12 protein-coding genes are annotated in these 14,588 nt (G+C 68.7%); 6 read left to right on the top strand and 6 right to left on the bottom strand.

The window, feature by feature from the left end:
- The first annotated feature begins 126 nt into the window (after positions 1–126).
- The 3 genes from ACTRO_RS41300 to ACTRO_RS41290 all read left to right on the top strand — a co-directional run bounded on the left by ACTRO_RS41300 (position 127) and on the right by ACTRO_RS41290 (position 2,398).
- Complete coding sequence (locus ACTRO_RS41300) at positions 127–834, top strand: hypothetical protein (RefSeq protein ID WP_034271947.1); 708 nt, start codon at positions 127–129, stop codon at positions 832–834.
- The gene (locus tag ACTRO_RS44655) at positions 788–1,471 is read left to right on the top strand and encodes a hypothetical protein (RefSeq protein ID WP_157436738.1); all 684 of its coding nucleotides are present in this window, start codon (positions 788–790) and stop codon (positions 1,469–1,471) included. The genes ACTRO_RS41300 and ACTRO_RS44655 overlap by 47 nt, the downstream gene beginning before the upstream one ends.
- A gap of 69 nt (positions 1,472–1,540) precedes the next feature.
- A complete protein-coding gene (locus ACTRO_RS41290; RefSeq protein WP_034279020.1) occupies positions 1,541–2,398 on the top strand; it encodes a metallophosphoesterase family protein in 858 nt (285 codons plus the stop codon).
- Between the two features lie 101 nt (positions 2,399–2,499).
- Here ACTRO_RS41290 and ACTRO_RS41285 read toward each other — a convergent pair whose 3' ends face one another.
- Entirely contained in the window at positions 2,500–3,387 is an 888-nt protein-coding gene (locus ACTRO_RS41285) for a phosphotransferase enzyme family protein (RefSeq protein ID WP_034271944.1), read from the bottom strand.
- Positions 3,388–3,877: 490 nt separating this feature from the next.
- Here ACTRO_RS41285 and ACTRO_RS41280 point away from each other — a divergent pair, with 490 nt between their 5' ends.
- Together ACTRO_RS41280 and ACTRO_RS41275 are read left to right on the top strand one after the other, a co-directional pair.
- Positions 3,878–5,497 carry an AMP-binding protein gene (locus ACTRO_RS41280; RefSeq protein WP_034271942.1) on the top strand — a complete coding sequence of 540 codons (1,620 nt, stop codon included), beginning with the start codon at positions 3,878–3,880 and terminating at the stop codon, positions 5,495–5,497.
- Positions 5,498–5,515: 18 nt separating this feature from the next.
- Positions 5,516–6,118, top strand: a complete 603-nt coding sequence (locus ACTRO_RS41275) for an HAD domain-containing protein (RefSeq protein ID WP_211244604.1) — start codon at positions 5,516–5,518, stop codon at positions 6,116–6,118.
- Between the two features lie 469 nt (positions 6,119–6,587).
- Here ACTRO_RS41275 and ACTRO_RS41270 read toward each other — a convergent pair whose 3' ends face one another.
- The 5 genes from ACTRO_RS41270 to ACTRO_RS41250 form a co-directional block, all read right to left on the bottom strand.
- Complete coding sequence (locus ACTRO_RS41270) at positions 6,588–7,892, bottom strand: IS110 family RNA-guided transposase (RefSeq protein WP_211244603.1); 1,305 nt, start codon at positions 7,890–7,892, stop codon at positions 6,588–6,590.
- Between the two features lie 408 nt (positions 7,893–8,300).
- On the bottom strand, positions 8,301–9,614 hold the full coding sequence (locus tag ACTRO_RS41265; RefSeq protein WP_169740029.1) for an IS4 family transposase: 1,314 nt from the start codon (positions 9,612–9,614) through the stop codon (positions 8,301–8,303).
- Positions 9,615–9,914: 300 nt separating this feature from the next.
- Positions 9,915–11,186, bottom strand: a complete 1,272-nt coding sequence (locus ACTRO_RS41260) for an HNH endonuclease signature motif containing protein (RefSeq protein WP_157436737.1) — start codon at positions 11,184–11,186, stop codon at positions 9,915–9,917.
- Between the two features lie 758 nt (positions 11,187–11,944).
- Complete coding sequence (locus ACTRO_RS41255; protein WP_034271938.1) at positions 11,945–12,961, bottom strand: protein kinase family protein; 1,017 nt, start codon at positions 12,959–12,961, stop codon at positions 11,945–11,947.
- Positions 12,962–13,006: 45 nt separating this feature from the next.
- Complete coding sequence (locus ACTRO_RS41250) at positions 13,007–13,573, bottom strand: mycothiol transferase (RefSeq protein WP_034271936.1); 567 nt, start codon at positions 13,571–13,573, stop codon at positions 13,007–13,009.
- 157 nt (positions 13,574–13,730) lie between these two features.
- Here ACTRO_RS41250 and ACTRO_RS41245 point away from each other — a divergent pair, with 157 nt between their 5' ends.
- Positions 13,731–14,582 (top strand): COG4705 family protein, encoded by an 852-nt coding sequence (locus tag ACTRO_RS41245; protein WP_084316927.1) that lies wholly within the window; start codon positions 13,731–13,733, stop codon positions 14,580–14,582.
- The last annotated feature ends 6 nt before the right edge of the window (positions 14,583–14,588 follow it).

Genomic DNA, 14,588 nt, shown 5'->3' with positions numbered 1-14,588 from the left:
GCACAAGCGCTATGACCACGGGATTCTCGCCCCTCTGCACGCATCGTAGGCCGGGCATCGGCCCACAGCAACGCACCGCGGGGCGCGGATGGACTGGAAAGGCTTTCACGGGAGGAGCGCGGAGCAGTGTCGAACGACATCCGCACATTTGACGACGACGAACGCTGCAAAGTGCTGCGCGAGACCGCGCGCACCACCACGCGCTGGCGGCACAAGAGCGCGACCGGCTCGAAGCTGCGCGCCTGCGTGCTTCCGGAGCTGTCCGCCGCTTCCCGCCACCACGGTTATCTGAGCCTGCAGGTGGAACTGCTCGACCCGCGCAACGAGGTGGCCTGCAGCCACTATCGTGAGTGGGCCCGGCTGAACCTCTCGCGTTCCAACGCCCGCAGGCAGCTGGAGATCGAGATCCACGCCACGATTCTCGCCCTCTGCCTGGAGCGCAAGGCCAACAGCCGCGTGCGTCCGGACATCCGCTTCTCCGCGTTCTTCGCCGCCCACCAGCTCGATATCAGCGACGAGCTGGTGGTGCTGACCCCCGCCGACGATCCGGGGCGCAGCCAGGCGGCGGGCGTGGACGACCACCTCTACCGCAGCTACGTCCGGGAGTTCGACGCCGGCTGGGCACAGGCGGGCCGCCTGCGCCTGGCCCCGGTGCGCTGGTCCCCCCTGGACACCCGCGGCCGGTTGTCGACCCACCATGTCCGGAACCTGTTCAAGGAGCTGGGGCTGCCCGGCTGCACGTTCACCGACGAGGAACTGCGCTCCATCGTAGAAAGGCTCGACATCGATGACGACGAAGGCGATGACGCTCGAAGAGGCGTCGACTCTGCGTGAGGCCTTGAAGGGAGGTGGAGGCCAGGAATACGTGCGGGACTGGGTACGGCGCTTCGTCGAGGAGATGGCGGTCGGCGAGCGTGCGCCCGAGGTGAAACTGCACCCGCTCGGATTCCTGTGTTTTCCGGTCTTCCGCTCGGACACCTTCGGCTGCTGCGTGCACGCGTGGCTGCCGGACGGTCCACGGGCGAAAAATCCGACGTCTGATATGCATATGCATACATTCGATATGATCAGCAGAGTGATCGCCGGCACGGTGACGAACCACGAGCTCGAACTCGACTTCGACGCGGAGCCCACGCACCGCATCTTCGCGATCGACAAAGGCGAGAGCGAGGACGTCGACGTCTTCTCCGCCACCAACGTGCTCACCGCGACCAGATTCCGCCCGCTGGAGAAATACGGCCCGGGCGAGCAGTACACGATACTGCGCGGCCGCTACCACAGCGCCGACGACACCGTGAACGACGAATACACGGTGACCTTCATGCTCGCCGAGAACTGGTGGGACGACGAGCCGCAGCGCACCCTGGTCCCGATCGACCACCCGGAAGTGTGCGCCGAGTACCACCGGGTCGCCCTGTCCGAGCCGGAAGCGCGCAGGTTCGCGAGGGTCGTGTTCGACCTGCTGAGCTGAACCTCCCCCGCCCCTCCTTCCCGTCCCGCTACCATGATCGGGACTGCGCGCGGCGGGAAGGAGGGCTCGATGACCGAGAGCGCGAACGGTGGCGGCGGCCTCTACGCGATCAGCGACCTGCACATCAGCTACCCGGAGAACCGGGAGTACGTCGAGAACCTGCAGCCCGACGACCCGGCCGACTGGCTCATCGTCGCCGGCGACGTCGCCGAGCGCTTCCTCGACGTCGCCTGGGCACTGCACACCCTGCGCAGCAAGTACGCCAAGGTGATCTGGGTGCCGGGCAACCACGAGCTGTGGACCCCGAAGAGCGACCAGGTCCAGTCCCGCGGCGAGCAGCGGTACCGGCAGCTGGTGGAGCTGTGCCGCAAGCTCGACGTACTGACCCCCGAGGACCCGTTCCCGGTCTGGCAGGGTACGAGCACGGACGCGGACGGCGGCGTCGTCATCGCCCCCTTGTTCGTCCTCTACGACTACACGTTCCGTCCCCCCGGCACGAACTCGAAGGAAGAAGGCCTCGCCGCGGCGGCACGCGCCGGCGTCATGGCGACCGACGAGGCGATGCTGCACCCGGACCCGCACCCGTCGAGGGAGCAGTGGTGCGAAGAGCGCGTCGCCGAGAGCGAACGCAGACTCGCCGACCGCCCGGAAGGCCTACCGACCGTGCTGGTCAACCACTTCCCGCTGACCGAAGAACCCACCCGCGCCCTGCGCTTCCCCGAGTTCGCCCAGTGGTGCGGCACCACCAGAACAGCCGACTGGCACAAGCGCTTCGACGCGCAAGTCGTCGTCTACGGCCACCTGCACATCCCGCGTACCACGCATGAGGACGGTGTCCGGTTCGAAGAGGTCTCTCTCGGCTACCCCCGCGAGTGGAGCCGCCGCGGCCAGGCGCCGAAACCGCGGCGGATTCTTCCTGCGTCGTGAGCGCGGGCAGCCTCTTACGCCCGTGCCTGTGCCTTCTCCGCGCTCAAGGCCGAAGCGACATTTGACTCGCGCACGAACTATCTCTCGGAGACCCGCACTCCTTACGACACGTTCGGCGCTTCCTCAAGCTCATCGAACCGTCTGATCACCACGTCGAGTGAGGGCCAAGGAGAACCCTTGCGTAGCGAACGCAGCAACTCCTCCCCGAACCAACGCCCGTTCGGAAACTCGTCGCCAACGTCCCAACGCCACGCCGCGACCATCGCGAGAACCAGCTCCCGACACTCGTCGAGCAGCTCGCGGTCGACGCCCGGGTAGTGTCCGCAGACCTCCTCGGGAACATGGGCGAGATCGAACTCGACCGGTCCACGGCAGCACGTCTCGAAGTCAATGAACAGCGGGCCATTTTTCGTGTTGAGCACGTTGCCCGGATGCGGCTCGCCGTGCAGCAGCTGCTCCTCGGCGCCGCGGGCCTCGATCGCCCGCCGCAAGCCTGCCAGCCTGCCGCTGAGGAACACGCGGTCCGCGTCGGCGAGCTCAGGCGAGACAGCCGGATCGGCAACGATCGCTTCCGCCTCTGCGATCCGATCCGTGAACCGCGGGCTCGGCACATCCACCTCGCGCATCCCGGCGTGCAGCCGCGCCAGCACCGCAGCGAAGTCGGCCGGCGAGACGTGAGGCGTCACGGGTTCGAAGTAGGCCCAGAGGGTCACGACGAAGCCATCGCGCGTGTACACAATCGGATCGGCCCGAGGCTCCAAAGGACACACCGGTGCTCCGACCTCGGCGAGCCGCTGAGCAACCTCGACTTCGAACTGCGCAACCTCCTGCCCCACAGGGGCGATCCGGGCGAAGACGTCGCACGGCGTCAGCCGCAGCGCCACCTTGTTCGAGTTGTGCAGAACGATCGCGTCGGTGACCGGAAGGTCGAGCGATGTGGCGATCGAAGTAGCGGCAGCGATCGCACGCGTGAGGTCAGGTGTCTCCACTTTTGAATCTTGGCACACGCGAGCAACGGGATTAGCTGACTAACGCTTGAGCCCACCGTCGTCGCCCCGCCGAGTGCTCGCAGAACAACCCATGCCGACCCACGACCCACGACTCGCGCGTGCGTACCGGCCAATCGCTGCCGCCGCGCATCTTCCCCGACGCTGCCTGCTGACGACGCCAGCGCGTAGACAGCGACGCCGGGCCGAGACCGCTCGAGGCACGGCGCTGGGCATGGCTCAAGGCTCCCGTTCACTCTGGACACCACGGAGTCTTCCGTTACTCTGCGACTCACCCGCGCGTCAGCCTCCAGTTCTCCGTGAACGCCCAGTCCGCTCCCCCGCAAACGCCCGCTCTCCATCCTCGCAACGCCCGCTCGCCCGTCCCCGCGAATCGCTCCGCTGCTCCCCTGCACGAATCCCCGCGGCACCTCTCTCCCAACGCCTAATCCACTCCCACCCTTCACTCCCACCCTCGACAGATTGGCCGGTCATGAGCTTCGCCAGCCCGTTCCCGCCGGTGTCCATACCCGACGTCTCCGTGTTCGACTACGTCTTCGGCCCGGCGGGCGAACTGGCCGGCGCCGAGCGCACTGCGTTCATCGACGCGTCAACCGGCGAGCGCGTCGACTTCAGGAGCCTGCACGATCGCGTACTCGCGGCGGCGGGTGCGCTGGCCGCGCTCGGCATCGCGCCGGGAGCCGTGGTGGCGCTGCACGCGCCGAACAGTCCTGAGTTCGGCGTGGCGTTCCACGCGATCCTGCGCGCGGGCGCCGCCGTGACGACGATTCCCGTGCTCGCCACCGCGGGCGACATCGCCCGCCAGCTTCGCGCCAGCGGCGCGGTCGCGCTGATCGCCGACCCGGCCGTGGCCGGCGCGGCGCTCCCCGGTGCCGCGGCCGTGGGGCTGCCGGAGACGCGCGTCATTTTGTTAGGACAGCGCGATGCGACGTCCGAACCCGGCGCAGGCCCCGCACGCCTGTCCGAACTAAGCGCGCTCGGGCATCTGCCCCCGGAAGTAACCATCGATCCGGCTACGCACATCGCGGCGCTGCCGTACTCGTCCGGCACGACCGGCACACCCAAGGGCGTACGGCTGAGTCACCGCAACCTGGTCGCGAACCTCGCGCAGATCGAGCGAGACTTCGGCGTCGATCAGGACGAAGTGTTCGTGGCAGTCCTGCCGTTCTTCCACATCTACGGAATGACTGTTCTACTGAACCTGTCGCTGCGTCTGCGCACGACGCTCGTCACGCTGCCGCGCTTCGACCTCACCGCATTCCTTGACGCGCTCGCCGAGCACCACGTCACATGGGCGTTCATCGCGCCGCCGATAGCGGTGGCACTCGCCAAGCATCCGATCGTCGACCAATACAACCTATCCGAGCTCCGCGTGGTCTTCTCCGGCGCGGCACCCCTCGACGGCGAACTCGGCCGGGCGGTCGAAAACCGGCTCGGCGTGACGATGGTGCAGGGATACGGCATGAGCGAGATGAGCCCGGTATCTCACTTCATTCCCGTCGGCGCGACGGACGTGCCCTGCGAAAGCGTCGGATTTGCCGCCCCCAACACGGAGAACAAGCTGCTCGATCCAGTCACCGGCGAGGAGATCGAGCTCCCGGAAGATGGTGTGAGCGAGCGCGGCGAGCTGTGCGTGAAGGGCCCGAACATCATGCTCGGCTACCTCAACGACACCGCCGCCACCGACGCCATGATCGATGCCGACGGCTTCCTGCACACCGGCGACGTGGCGACCGTCGACCCGCGCGGCGTGGTCACGATCGTCGACCGGATCAAGGAGCTGATCAAGTACAAGGGCTACCAAGTCGCGCCGGCCGAACTCGAGGCGCTGCTGCTGACCCACCCGTCGATCGCGGACGCGGCGGTCATCGGCGTCCTCGACGAGGAGGGCGAGGAGGTGCCGAAGGCGTTCGTCGTAAGGCAGCCGAGCGCGGAGCTCACCGCGCACCAGGTCGTCGAGTTCGTGGCCGCGAACGTCGCGCCGTACAAGAAGGTGCGCCGGGTGGAGTTCCTGGACGCGGTGCCGAAGTCGACGTCTGGCAAGATTCTGCGTCGGGAGCTGCGAGACCGGGAGCGTGGTGCACACGCCTGAGGGGTGGAGGGAAACGCTGTGACGTCAGAGAAGCACGCGGACGACCAGGACGGGTTCAGCTCCGACGCAAGGTCGGCCAAACCGATCCTCTTCCTCGACGTCGACGGCCCGCTCAACCCCTACGCCGCCCCGATCGAGGACCACCCCGACGGCTACGGCACGCACCGGATGCGCCCGGCCTCGTGGGCGCAGGACTATCCGCCCGTGCGCCTCCCGGGCGGCCAGGAGCGGGTCCCGACGCTCCGCGTCTGGCTCAACCCGGCGCACGGCAAGGCGCTGCTGAGCCTCCCGGTCGAGCTCGTGTGGGCAACCACCTGGGAGCACGAGGCGAACGAGTGGATCGCGCCCCACCTGCACCTGCCCGACCTACCCGTGCTGGCATGGCACGAGCACGACGTCGTCCGCTGGCCCGACGACGGCACGTTCTGGAAGACGCAACCCGTCGCCGCGTACGCCGCCGGAAGGCCGTTCGCCTGGTTCGACGACCAGATCGAACCCGAAGACATCCGCTGGTGCGAGGACAACTACCCCGCACCGACGCTGCTCCTTCCGATCGACCCGGCAGTAGGCCTGCGCGACGCCGACTTCGACGCCGTCGCCAACTGGGCACGCGAGTTGTGACCGCAGGCGCCTCCCGGCGCGCGCAACGCACCCCGGCACGACATCGTCCCAGCGAGTCGTCGGCAGTCTGTTGCCGGTGAGCTGAGCCGTGGTCCGATGCACCGAGGTCCCACCCGTCGCACGTCTAGCGTGAATTGATGATCGGCTCGGTGTTGATGGGGCGTGGTGGCTCGTCGGGTCGAGGTGGTCATCGTGGTGGGGGCGGTCGCTTCGCGTCGCCCGGTTCGTCTGACCACCCGCCCACCCGTTGCGTTGGCGGGGTGGGCTGGGGTTTCAGGCTTTCGCCTCCGGCGCGGACCCTTCCCTCGGAGAGAGATGCCGGGGTCGTGTGGGTGCTGGCGTTGGCGGGGCGGGCTGGGGTTCGGGATGGTCGGGTGCCGGGGGCGTGCTCTCTCGCCGGAAAATACAACTGTTCGAGGGCATGGCGAAGCGCCCCGGCTGGCCCCGGGGGTTTAGTGTTCGTGTCCTGTTATGCCCGGGTGAGGGTGACGGTGTAGCCGAGGTTTTCCAGGGCGCGTTGGTGGTTGCGGGTGGCGCGGGCCTGGTTGAGGTGGCGTTCGTGCCAGTCGGGTCCGAGGTCGCGGAAGCGTAGGGCGGGGTCGTTGATCAGGTGCCAGGCGATCTCGAGGATGTTGCGGGCGATGGCGGTCTGCGCCTTCTTCTTCGGCATATGTCTGATCAGCCGGCGGTAGCGGGCGCCGAGGAAGGTCTGGCCGCGTTTGGCGCTGTTGGCGGCCTGTCCGAGGGGTCCTTTCAGCCACCGGTTGCCTTTCCCGGTCGGGCCGTGGGTGTTCTTCGACCCGGACTGGATGGCGCGCGGGGTCAGCTTCGCCCAGGAGGCGAGGTGGCCGGGGGTGGGAAAGGCGCTCATGTCCAGGCCGATCTCCGCGACGATCGCCTGCGCGCAGGCGCGCCCGACCCCGGGGATCTCATCGAGGCGTTCGAGCACGCCCATACCGTCCGGGGGCCGGGGGGCGCCCGCCTCGAGGTCCCGGATCCTGCGCTCGATCTCGGCGTCGAGCTCGGCGATCTGCGCGTCCAGGCGGTCGTTGTTGGCCAGCAGCAGGCGCAGCTGGTAGGCGTGGTGTTCGGTGAAGCGGCCCTCGAGGGTCTTGCGCAGCGCCGGAATCTTGTTGCGCAGCGTGCCCCGGGCCAGGTCCGCGATCACCGCCGGGGAGCGCTGCCCGCTCACGAGCGCATCGAGCATCGCGCGCCCGGAGACCCCGAACAGGTCCGAGGCCTCGAGCGAGAGCTTGATCAGCGCGTCCTCCAAGACCTTCTCCACCCGGTTGCGGTACCGGGTGCGCTCACCGACCAGCACCTCGCGCAACCGGGTCAGGTCCTGCAACTCCCGCACCGGCCGGGGAGGTATGAACGAGGCGCGCAGCATCCCGCGCTCGGCCAGCTTCGCCAGCCACACCGCATCGAGCCGGTCGGTCTTGGCCCGGCCCGGCACGTTCTTCACATCCCGGGCGTTGACCAGCCACACCCGCAGCCCACGGGACTCGAGCAGGTAGAAGAACGGCCGCCAGTAATCCCCGGTCGCCTCCATCACCACCAACTCCACCCCCTGACACACCAGAAGGTCGCCCAACTCGTTGATCGCCGAGGTGAGCGCGGCCACCTTCCAGGTCCGCTGCACCCGCCGCGCACCGGCCCCGGGCACCCGCAGACACACCACCGCCGACGCCTTGGCGATATCGAGCGCTGCCACCCGCTCGACACGCCCGTCGGCTTCCTGCTCATCCCGCCAAACCATCATCTGATCGCCCATCAGGGCCTCCTTGCGATCCCGCGCTCCCCCGAGCCGGCACCCCGTGCCCGCCACCCGACAGGCCACCCGAGGAACGCCAAGTCTCGCCGGCGTGCTCGAAGCAACAAGTCACAGCCCCGGATAGCAGCCCGTGTCAGACTCCTCGACGGGATACGAAACCCAAGAGAACTCGACCTCACACAGGCGGCGGGCACAAGCCCATTTTCACGCCGTCAAGGCGTCACCGGAAGGGGACAGGAAGACTCCTCGGCCGGTCCCCGGAGGCAATCAGGAACCTGCCGGGAGGTCAAGCGGCGGCGGCTTCCGCTGATGGTGAATCCTGCATCGCGCCGCTTGACCTCCCGACAGAACCCTGATCGGGCTTCGCCTGCCCGACCGAGGAGAGAGCCCACCCCAATGTCGTTCTGATCAACTTATCTTGAGTGACAGTACTCTGATGGTTCGGGGTGGTGCTTTGACCGTGACCGGCGTGTTGGGGGGTGTGCGGCGGGTCCCGAAGCGTTGTCGGATGCGTTTGACGGTGCGTGCGCTGGTGCGTGGGGCGCGTTCGGGGTTGCGGTAGCGGTTCGGGTCGTCGGCTATGTCCAGGACCCGGTTGACGGCGTGGGCGATCTGGCGGATGACGCTGCGGCGTACCTCTTTGAGGACTTTGGTGAACGAGACGCGCTCGGGGTCTTCGCGTCGTTCGTCGGCTATCAGCGCGATCAGGCGGGAGAGGCAGTGGTTGACGGCCAGGTGCGCCCAGATCTCCTGGTGGACCTGGTCGGGGTGGTGGGAGCGCAGGACCTGGCCGGGGGTGATCTGCTGGGTCTTGACCTGGAGGTTGGAGACCTCGCCCTGCCAGCGTTCGGCGTAGAGGCGGGCGATCTCGGAGGCCGGGTCGTGCTCGGGGTCGGTCATCGAGGTCAGGAGCCTGATCACCTCGCCGGTGCCGATCTCATACTCGATCAGTCGCAGCGTCTCGTAGCGCTCCGGGCCGCGCCCGCGCACCGCGTTGCTCCACATCCGCACCAGCGCGCTACCGTCGGCCAGCACCTCGACCCGGTCGGTACCGATGTGCTTTTTCGCCCTGATCACCAGGTGGGCGCCGGTGGCCCGGAAGGCCTTGCACAGCGCCACGGACGGGAAGTTGCGGTCGAAGATCACCACGTCGCCCTCGGCGGCGTGCGGGGCGAGCTGCTCGGCCAGTTCGTGCTCCCCGGTCAGATATCCCCCGATCGCCGCGCCCCTGACCGCACGCGTGCCGGTCTCCACCAGCGTGACCACCCGGGCCACCGGGTAGCCCACCGCCACCGGTTTACCGTCCGCGCCGCGGGTGACCGGCCCGGAAAAGTGCGCCCGGTTCGCCGGCGAATCGGGGATCTCCACCACGAATCCGTCCACTGCCAGCGTACACAGCCCCCGCCACCGGGCCCCGATCGTCTCCGGCCCGGCCACAGGACCGGCCACCGCCTCGAACACCGCCCGCATCGCCTCCGGACCGAGCCGTTGACGCATCCCGTGCAGCGCGCTCTTGGCCGGGGCCAGCTCACACAGCTCGGGAACCGCGCCGACCAGGTTGTCGCAGACATCTTCCAACGACTCGTGCGGAAACAACGCGCACGCCAACTCGAAATACGCCGCGAACCGCATCGTCAACGGCCCGGGCCTGCGCGACCGATCCCGCGTACGCCCCTCGATCGCCGCGTCCACCAGCGAAGGCGGCACAAACTGCGTCAACACACCGAGATTGACCTCGTCGGAATGCCCGACCCACGGATGACCCACACCCCACCCAACGATCCGAACCCCCCAACGACACGACAACCACAATCCAGTCGATCAGAACGACATTGGAGCCCACCCCCTGAGGAAGTGGTGCGAGCTGCGCTCGGGCCCAGGTCCCATCCCGTGGCCTGGCCGTGCTCGATCCGGAAGAAACCTGCACCGCTCGTATGCGGCCGCTTCTCTTCGACTGCGTGGTCCGGGAGCCGTGCGGAGCAGTGTCCGGCGGCTCGGCCGCGGCCGATACAGGATCGTGCATCACCGCTCGCGGTGGACGGTGGTGTGATGCTTCGCGCAATACAGCCGGAGGTTACCCACCCTCGTCCCACCGCCCTGTGCGAACGGCACGACGTGATGGGCGTGCAGGGCGAACGTGAGGGGGCGGTCACAGCCCGGGTAGGTGCAGTACCGGTCGCGCCACGCGAGAAACCCGCGCTGCGCGGGCGAGGCCAGACGCGCCCGAGGGTCACCGTCCAGCGCGACCCCGTCGAAGGTGCCCGTGCGCCCGTCGGTCACCAGCTCGTGGCGCCTGGGATCACCGCGCTTGGGCAGGCGCCCGGCCGGAACCAGTGCCCCGAACACCGTGCGCGCACAGCCCGCGGGGATCTCCGCGTGCACGGCAGGATCCTTCATGCCCGCCACATGCGCGGAAGGGTCCTTCACGGCCGCCGCGGGCACGGCAGGATTCTTCACGGCCGCCGCGGGTGCGGGAGGCTCGATGGTGACGGCGAGCGCGGGCAGGGAGAAGTGGGCGTGGCGCTGCTCGGGCGGGGCATCGAGGAAGACCTGTGCGAGCCGGGTGACCGCTTCCGCGTTCATCTGCTCGGTGCTGCGCACGTCCTCCGGTACGATCTCTCCGCCGTCGAACTGCCGGGTCCGGATCATCTCGGCGACCTGCAGATCGACCGCGGCCTGGAAAACGGCGCCGCGCACCGGATCGAGCAGGATCTCACACCGGTGCATCTGACCCTCCCCGCACGTGGTGATCCGGGCGAAGGAACGCTCGCGCTCCCGCGCATGACGCGCCTCGATCGAACCCGGCGCGACCTGCTCCTCCAGCACCCGCACCCGCTCCAACCCCGCCCGCGCACCGCGCTCCCGGGTCACCTCGAGCGTCTTCGCGGCCTCCACCGCAGGATCCAGACCCGTCGCCCGCACCGCCTTGACCGTGCGCGCCAGTGCCCGCGCGGAATCAGGCCCGATCATCCCGGAGCACAGTTCCGCCTCCACTCCCGGCAGCCGGGCCAGGAGCCGGGCGTCGTGCGCGAGCGCGCGGGCCCGGCCCTCGGTCACATCCAGCACCGTCGCCAGCCACGGACCCACACCCCCACGCGCGATACCCAGCCGGTCGCCCTCACCGACCAGCGTCAGCAGCATCCCGTGCAGCGCCTGCGCCGCCCGGCCCACCTCCACGATCGCCTCACGCACCGCGTCAACCCGCCCCGCATCATCCCCACCCGCCCGTGCACGCTCGAGCACCCCGCACACCACACGGGACATCGACGCGACCTGCCCAGTCACCCCGTCCACGACACCCTCCCCTCACCGGCCCCGACATCCCCGAACACTTCTATTCTAGAGCCCGCCACTGACAAAAGGCGTGTATACGACCCTTGTGTGGCAGAAAGAATCAGGGATGTTCCCGGGAACTCGCGGACGTCCCCGGGCGTTGAAGTAGGAGATGGGAGCGGTACCAGAACCGGCGATACAGGAATCTACGTGATGCAACATCCTGTATCGAGCACAGCCGAACCACCGGACACCACTCCACAAGGCTGACCGAACCAGGCAGCCGAAGAGGAGCGTCGGCCGGGTCAGTGCGATGCAGGATCATGCATCAAGCGCGACCGGGCCACCGGACGGGACCCGGGCCCGAGCGCAGCTCACACCACTCCCCTCAGGGGGTGGGCTCTCTCCTCGGTCGGGCAGGCGAAGCCCGATCAGGGTCCTGCCGGGAGGTCAAGCGGCGCGAAGACGAAAACAGCACAGCGCGGGCCACCGCCGCTTGACCTCCCGGCAGGACCCTGATTGCCTCCGGGGACCAACCGAGGAGAGAGCACACACCCGGCACCCGACCACCCCGAACAACAGCCCGCCCCGCCAACGCCAGCACCCCACAGACTCCGGCATCTCTCTCCGAGGGAAGGGCCTGCCAGCGGCGATTTTCGTCTTGAAACCGCAGCCCACCCCACCAACGCAACGGGTGGGCGGGTGGACAGACGAAACCGAGGGCGACGCGAAGCAGCCGCCCACACCACAACAACCACTCAGCCGATCATCAACCCGTGCTAGGGCATCGCGGGATACGGCGTCTGCGTGCTCTGCTGCGCCATCTGGCGGTAGAACTCGCAGTTCACGAGGGCGATGGGGGCGTAGCGGACGATGATGTCGGCGATCCGTGTCGGGATTCCGGTCGGGCGCTCGCCCTGGACGCACGCTCGTAGGAAGGCCATGCGCTCTTCGCCGCGGTGTCCGTAGAGGGCGGTGACGAGCCAGATCGTCAGGTGGGTGAGGCTGTAGCGGTAGTCGTAATCCTGGTGCTCGGCGAGGAATGCGGCTTCGTCCTCGGCCAGGTCGAAGCGGTCGGAGATGGCCAGGCCGTAGTCGGCGAAGTAGAGCCGCTCGCCGTCGGTGAGCAGGTTCTCGAAGTGCGCGTCGAAGTGGAGCAGGCCCCGATCGTTCATGAAGCGCGTGCCCTCGAGGATCTGTTGCTCGATCCTGACGCAGAGTCGCTCGGCCTCCTCGTCGCGGGCTTCGATCCGCTCGCCCAGCCAGTTGTGCAGGTTGTGCGGGAAGTACTCCAGGAAGACAGCGACGCTCGCGGTGGAGTCGCGCACGCCTTCGAGGCGGGCTCGGATCTCCGGGCCGCCGCCCCACTTCGCGACGACCGCGTCGATGTCGGCTAGTTCCTCGGGCAGGGACTGGCCGTGGTGCGGGAGGACGCGCCAGTGGTAGGTCAGTGGGAAGACTTCGTACTCCCCCGTGAGCACCCAGTTCGTGGTCATGGTGTGGACGGCCAGCTCGCGCCACGCGCCGAAGCCCGGGCCGGCGACCGGGTGGTGGCAGAAGGTGGGCAGGTCGAAGAGGTTCGCGGTGGAATGGGCGTCGCCTGGGCGCAGGTCCCGGTCCGTCAGCGGCAGTCGCTTGACGAAGACTTTGTTCCCGTCGACTTCCAGCAGCGCCGTCGGGCCGCCGATGCCCGCGCCGATCGGCTTCGCGGCGTCGACGAGTGCGGCCAGTTCCCGGTCGCTGCACAGGGCTAGGGCGGTGGAGACGGAACTGAATGCTTCGATACGGGCGTTCATTCCGGCAGCCTAGGGGACGTCCGTCTCGTCTGGCGGCCTGCTGCGTCAGGCGTGGTCGCGCGGTTTGCGGTCGATGCGTCCGCGGAGCAGATCGGCGTGGCCGCCGTGGCCGGCATACTCAGCAGTCATGTGGATTACGGCCCAGCGCAGGCTGACCGGGCCGTAGCGGTCGGTGGGGTACTCGGCCTCCAGCGGCAGCCGGGCGATCACGCCGCGCGCGGCCTGCTGCTCCGCGAGCAGGACGGCCCAGTCGTGCTCCGCGCCGTCCGGCTCGGCCAGCTCGAACGCGGCGTCGCGGTCCCGCGGCGTGGCGTAGTGCAGCTCCAGCTCCTCGCCGCCGAAACGGCGCTGGAACCAGGTGCGGCGGGCCGTGAGGTAGTGCGGTTCGACGACTTCGCCGCCGAAGCGGCTGCGGAACCAGGCGCGCTCGGCATCGGCGAGGTGGCGGACCAGGCCGAGCAGCGAGAGGTTCGAGGGCGGCAGCGCGCGGCGGGCGAGCTGCTTGGCGGTCAGTCCGACGCAGGCGTTCTGGAACCGGGCTCGATGGTGGTCGAGGCAGCCGAGCAGGACCGCCTTCTCGTCACCGTGCAAGGGCCCTTCGACCTCGGGCACGACGGGCACTTTCCAGACCACCGATCCCCCTCCCGGGACGCAGGCCGCCCATGCCATCAGTATGCCCGCGGGAAACCTGGAAAGAAGCGGTTAAGAACAGGCCGCGGGCTCCCTCGGGGGCCTTTCCGGCGCGAACCGGCTGGCATACTTCGGTGCCGTGAACCCAGCTGCCACCCCGCCCCCGCCTGCCGCCGGACGTTTCCCGCTGACCGCGCACGGCGCCCTGCGAGTTCCGGAGGTGGCCCTGGCGTTCTGGATCGTCAAGGGCCTTTCCACCGCCATGGGCGAGTCCACCTCGGACGCGCTGGTCAACTCCTCGCTGGGGGCGCCGGTCTCGGTGCTGCTCGGCTTCATCGCGTTCGTCGGCGCGCTGACACTGCAGTTCCGTACGGCGCGGTACCGGGCGTGGACGTATTGGCTGACGGTCTGCATGGTCGGCGTCTTCGGCACGATGGCGGCCGACGTCATGCACGTGGCCCTGCACGTGCCGTACACCGCGTCCACGATCTTCTACGCGTGCGTGCTGGCGGCGGTGTTCATCCTCTGGAGCCGGACCGAGCGCACCCTGTCTATTCACAGCATCGACACGCCGCGCCGGGAGGCGTTCTACTGGGCCGCGGTGGCGGCGACCTTCGCGATGGGCACGGCGCTGGGCGACTTCACCGCGAACACGCTGAAGCTGGGCTACTTCCCGTCGGCGGCGCTGTTCGCCGGCCTGATCCTGATCCCGCTACTCGGCTGGCGCTTCCTGCGCGGGAACCCGGTGCTGTGCTTCTGGTCGGCCTACGTGGTGACCCGGCCGCTCGGCGCGTCGCTCGCGGACGGGCTGGGCAAGCCCAAGAACGCCAGCGGCCTGGGCCTGGGCGACGGGCCGGTGGCCCTGGTGCTGACGGCGCTGATCGCGCTGCTCGTCGCCGGCCTGGCCGTGACCAAGCGCGACGTGCAGCGCGAGCCGGCCGCCGTCAGCGGTGCCGAGGCCGTCGAGCCGAGCGCGGTCGAAGCCCCGTGAGACGCC

The organism is Actinospica robiniae DSM 44927 (assembly GCF_000504285.1).
GTDB classification, from domain to species: domain Bacteria; phylum Actinomycetota; class Actinomycetes; order Streptomycetales; family Catenulisporaceae; genus Actinospica; species Actinospica robiniae.
This window is presented reverse-complemented; position numbering and strand designations above follow the sequence as displayed.